This window comes from Prevotella sp. AM42-24, from assembly GCF_003461825.1.
Lineage (GTDB): Bacteria > Bacteroidota > Bacteroidia > Bacteroidales > Bacteroidaceae > Prevotella > Prevotella hominis.
Genome location: NZ_QTXV01000114.1, coordinates 1 through 5,050, shown reverse-complemented (window position 1 = coordinate 5,050; position 5,050 = coordinate 1). Strand labels below are relative to the sequence as shown.

Genomic DNA, 5,050 nt, shown 5'->3' with positions numbered 1-5,050 from the left:
GTGCGAGGGAAATCATTTTCGTTTTATAGAGGAAAGATACGGCAAATAATTGAAACCACCAAATTTTGAAAGAGGAATTACGGTGTTGCTTTTTGAAGATGCATTCTTTCTGCAAGCTTGAATTCGTAGTTTCAAACATGTTTTCTAAAACGAAAAAAGCAGTTAAGCGATTTCTGCTTAACTGCTTGATTTTCAGCGTGGACCAGCTAGGGCTTGAACCTAGGACCTCCAGATTATGAGTCTGTTGCTCTAACCAACTGAGCTACAAGTCCGGGAATTTTATTCAAATTCGAGTGCAAAGATAATAGAATTTGAGCAAATAACCAAATAAAATCTTAAAAATTTTCTTAGAATCAGAAAAATAACGTATCTTTGCACCCAATATGTGCGTGCGTACGTGTATGTGCATGACCAATATATACAAAGAAGAATTTCTATTTAGAAATGGACATAGACAAAAATAAAAGAATCGGTCTTACCGACGAACAAGTTAAACAGAGTAGGGAGCAACATGGGCGTAACGTCCTCACCCCTCCTCAACGTACATCATTATGGAAATTGTATTTGGATAAGTATCGCGACCCGATTATCCAAATACTTCTTGTGGCAGCGTTCATATCCCTCATCCTTGCTTTTATCGAAAAGAATTACATGGAGACCATCGGTATCTTCGTGGCTGTTTTTCTTGCCACAACCGTAGGCTTCTATTTTGAGCGTGATGCGGCAAAGAAGTTTAATCTGCTTACGGCGCTCAGCGAAGAGCAGCCGGTAAAGGTGCGCCGCAATGGTAAGGTGATGGAGATTCCGCGCCACGATGTGGTGGTGGGAGATGTGGTGCTCGTGGAAGTGGGCGACGAGGTGCCTGCCGATGGCGAGCTCATCGTCTGCAACGATCTGCAGATTAATGAATCTACCCTTACGGGCGAACCCGTTACCGAAAAATCTCTGGAGGGTGGTGGCGATGGAGCCTATCCTCGCAACGTCATCCTCCGTTCTACCATGGTGATGAATGGTAGGGGCGAGTTCGTGGTTACTGCCGTGGGCGATGCTACCGAGATTGGTAAGGTGGCGAAGAAATCTACCGAACAGACTTCGGTAGAGACACCGCTTCACATGCAGCTCGATAAGTTGGCAAAGATGATTTCCAAGGTAGGCTCCGTGGTATCTGTGGCAGCCTTCTTCATCTTCCTGATTCATGATATTCTCACCAATCCAGCCTGGGGCGGTAAGGATTATTTCTATATGGCAGAAATCGTGCTGAAATACTTCATGATGGCTGTTACCCTGATTGTGATGGCGGTGCCTGAGGGATTGCCGATGGCGATTACCCTTTCCTTGGCACTCAACATGCGAAGAATGCTGAAGTCTAACAACCTGGTGCGCAAGCTTCATGCCTGCGAAACCATGGGTGCCGTTACCGTGATCTGTACCGATAAAACCGGTACGCTTACCCAGAACAAGATGCAGGTGAGCGCCCTGGAACTCAAGCAGGGCGATGAGGCGCTGCTCGATACTGCCATTGCCCTCAACTCTACAGCCGAATTGAATGACGGCAAACCTATCGGAAACCCTACCGAGTCGGCTCTCCTGCTTTGGCTCGATGCCCAGGGCAAGGATTATGAAGAACTCCGCAGGCAGGTGAACGTGCTCAAGCAGTTGCCTTTCTCTACCGAGAGAAAGATGATGGCAACCTTGGCAGAAGTTGATGGCGAGACCTATCTCTTCGTGAAGGGTGCGCCTGAAATCGTGATGAAGAAATGCATCATCGAAGATAGAATGCTGAGACAGTCAGCCGAAGAACTCGATGAGTGGCAGCATAAGGCTATGAGAACCCTGGCGTTCGCCTATAAGAAGGTAGAAGCTTCTATCATGAGAACTTCCAGAACCTCTACTGCCGAAGTGATAGCACTTCTCGATGCCAACGACCTTCAGCTGCAGGCCATTGCAGCCATTACCGATCCTATCCGTCCGGATGTTCCTGCTGCCGTGCAGGAGTGCCGCCATGCGGGTATTGAGGTGAAGGTGGTTACGGGTGATACGGCTGCCACCGCCTTGGAGATAGGCAAGCAGATAGGTGTCTTCGAAGATGAACCTGAGAATATTGGAGCAGATGGCTCTCTGACTTCGCTCGACCAGCAGATGATTACGGGCGAACAGTGGGAGGCACTTTCTGATGATGAGGCTTACGAACGGGCGAAGGATATCCGCGTGATGAGCCGTGCCCGTCCTACCGATAAGCAGCGACTGGTGGCGATGCTCCAGAAGCGTGGCGAGGTGGTTGCCGTAACAGGCGATGGTACCAACGATGCTCCGGCGCTTCACTATGCCCATGTGGGTTTGTCCTTAGGTTCTGGAACATCCGTGGCGAAGGAGGCTTCGGATATGACTCTGCTTGATGATTCCTTCAAATCTATCGCCAACGCCGTGATGTGGGGACGTTCGCTCTATCGCAATTTGCAGCGCTTCCTCTTCTTCCAGTTGGTAGTCAATGTGGCAGCCCTCCTGCTGGTGCTTGGCGGCTCGGTCATCGGAACAGAGATGCCGTTGACGGTAACCCAGATTCTCTGGGTGAACCTTATCATGGATACCTTTGCAGCCCTGGCACTCGCCTCATTGCCTCCATCTCACGAGGTGATGAAGGAGAAGCCACGCAAGGCATCTGATTTCATCATCAACAAGAGCATCGGTTTCGGCATTCTGTTCTGCGGCATCGTCTTCTTCCTCGTGATGTTTGCCCTGCTGGTTTACTGCGAGCGTAGAGGCAAGGGTGGAGTAGATGTGCATGAGTTGACCATGTTCTTCACTACCTTCGTGATGATACAGTTCTGGAACCTCTTCAATGCCAAGGCGCTGATGAGTCATCACACCGCTTTCCGCCATTTCCTGAAGGATAGGGGAATGATTTTAGTGCTTGTTCTTGTCTTAGTGGGCCAGTGGATCATCGTAACCTTCGGTGGCGAAATGTTCCGCACTACACCTTTGTCACTTCACGAGTGGCTGCTCATTATCGGTTCAACCTCTGTTGTGCTTTGGGCGGGCGAGCTGTGGAGAGCATTCAAGAGAATAATAGCTAAGAGAAGATAATCCAATGATTAAGATAGAATGAATACTATACATTACAACGAAACTGTACAATTGCAGCCTTGCGTGGCAACTATCGGTTTCTTCGACGGGGTGCATCGTGGACATCAGTTCCTGATCCGTCATCTTGTAGAAACCGCCAGTCAGGAGGGTTTGCAATCCACCATCATTACTTTCGATGAACATCCCCGTAAGGTACTCCAGAGTGATTATCAGCCGGAGATGTTGAGTACGCTCGATTCAAAACTTCTCCTCCTTTCAAAAACAGAGGTGGATAATGCTGTTGTCTTGCATTTCGATAAGGCAATGGCTGCTATGTCAGCGCGCGAGTTTATGCAGAAGATACTCAATGACCATCTCCATGTCAGGAAACTGTTCATCGGTTATGATCATCGTTTTGGTCATAACCGTTCTGAGACTTTCGAGGATTACGTGCGTTACGGCAAAGAACTGGGTATTGAGGTCATCAAAAACGATGCCTTCCGGATAGATGACATCAATATATCTTCCTCTGTCATCCGTTCCTTCCTCAAAGAAGGTGAAATAGAGATGGCCAACCAGTGTCTGGGTTATCCTTATACCATTATCGGTAAAGTAGTGAATGGTTATCATGAGGGAAGAAAACTCGGATTTCCGACTGCCAATCTGGACATCTCGCATTTCGGACAGTTGATTCCTGCTACAGGAGTTTATGCCGTAAAGGTTCGTATAGAGAACTCTATGACTTGGAAACAGGGCATGATGAATGTGGGCAACCGACCAACTTTTAATGGCAAGCAGATTACGCTGGAAACGCATATCTTCAATTTCGAGGGTGATATCTACGACCAACTGCTGCTTGTCTGCTTCATCAAGCGAATCCGTGGCGAACAGAAATTTGATAGTCCTGAGGAATTGGCAGAACAGTTGAAGGAAGATGAAAAAACAGTAGTGGAATTTTTAAATAAGGAGATTGATAATGGCAAAGATTAATTTTAAAAAAGGTCTGACAGACATAGTTTTATACATTATTATATTTATAGTCGTACAGATATTTCTGACTTATGCTGGAGCAGGCATTTGGGCTGCTGTCAAGGGCGAAGGTTATCAGGCAACTCTTCTTGCTATGGGTACGGGAAATAATGCCATCCTGACGGCGCTGACTACGGTATTCAGTAATGTCATCACCCTCATCATTTTCCTGAAGGCTAAATGGACTCCCCTTACCCGTAACTATCTGCAGTCAAAGCCTTGGATCAGTCTGTTGTGGGTCGCTTTGTTTACTCTGGGCGCTATCATTCCATTGGAGTTTGTCTATGAGCAGATTGGTGTCGAGATGGATGCGGATACCGAACGGGTGTTTGCTTCGCTGATGAAGGAGCCTTGGGGCTATGTAGCTATCGGTATATTGGCACCTCTGGCAGAGGAAATCGTGTTCCGTGGCGCTATCCTCCGTACTTTGCTTGATATGGTAAGCAAGAAGAATCATTGGGTTGCCATCTTCATTTCTGCAGCTGCGTTTGGCTTGATGCATGGCAATAAGGCGCAGTTTATTAATGCCCTCCTGATGGGCTTGCTTTTGGGATGGATGTATTATCGCACCAAAAGTCTTGTTCCGGGCATTCTGATGCATTGGGTGAACAATACGATGGCTTATGTCTTGAATAATCTCATGCCACAGAGCGATGGTAAACTCATCGACCTCTTCCATGGTGATGAAAAAACTGTATATTACGCTGTAGGTTTCTCGCTCTGTATCATGATACCAAGTTTTATCCAGATGATCTTGAGGCTTCAGAAACCGAAAAATGTTCCTGCTAAATCCTGAAAAGAGGGAATCATAACTAAATAGAAAGTTTTTAATAAAATATAATATAGAATTAAGGCAAATTGTGGATATTAGTTTGGGCACTTGTTGCCCGCTTCATGAGCAACGGTTGCTCGTCTCTTGTTCACCGGTTCCCCATCACGTGGTCCCCGAGGGACCGCT

At 47.1% G+C, this 5,050-nt stretch carries 3 protein-coding genes and 1 tRNA gene; 3 read left to right on the top strand and 1 reads right to left on the bottom strand.

Annotated features, from left to right (window positions below; all coding sequences use genetic code 11):
• Positions 1-198 precede the first annotated feature (198 nt).
• Positions 199-272: transfer RNA gene (locus DW917_RS16245), tRNA-Ile, on the bottom strand.
• A gap of 172 nt (positions 273-444) precedes the next feature.
• Here DW917_RS16245 and DW917_RS16240 point away from each other — a divergent pair.
• The 3 genes from DW917_RS16240 to DW917_RS16230 are packed head-to-tail and all read left to right on the top strand — an operon-like array spanning position 445 to position 4,888.
• Positions 445-3,084 carry a calcium-translocating P-type ATPase, PMCA-type gene (locus tag DW917_RS16240; protein WP_118120411.1) on the top strand — a complete coding sequence of 880 codons (2,640 nt, stop codon included), beginning with the start codon at positions 445-447 and terminating at the stop codon, positions 3,082-3,084.
• 18 nt (positions 3,085-3,102) lie between these two features.
• Positions 3,103-4,053, top strand: coding sequence for a bifunctional riboflavin kinase/FAD synthetase (locus DW917_RS16235; protein WP_118120408.1), 951 nt, complete (start codon positions 3,103-3,105; stop codon positions 4,051-4,053).
• Entirely contained in the window at positions 4,040-4,888 is an 849-nt protein-coding gene (locus DW917_RS16230; protein ID WP_118120406.1) for a CPBP family intramembrane glutamic endopeptidase, read from the top strand. The genes DW917_RS16235 and DW917_RS16230 overlap by 14 nt, the downstream gene beginning before the upstream one ends.
• The last annotated feature ends 162 nt before the right edge of the window (positions 4,889-5,050 follow it).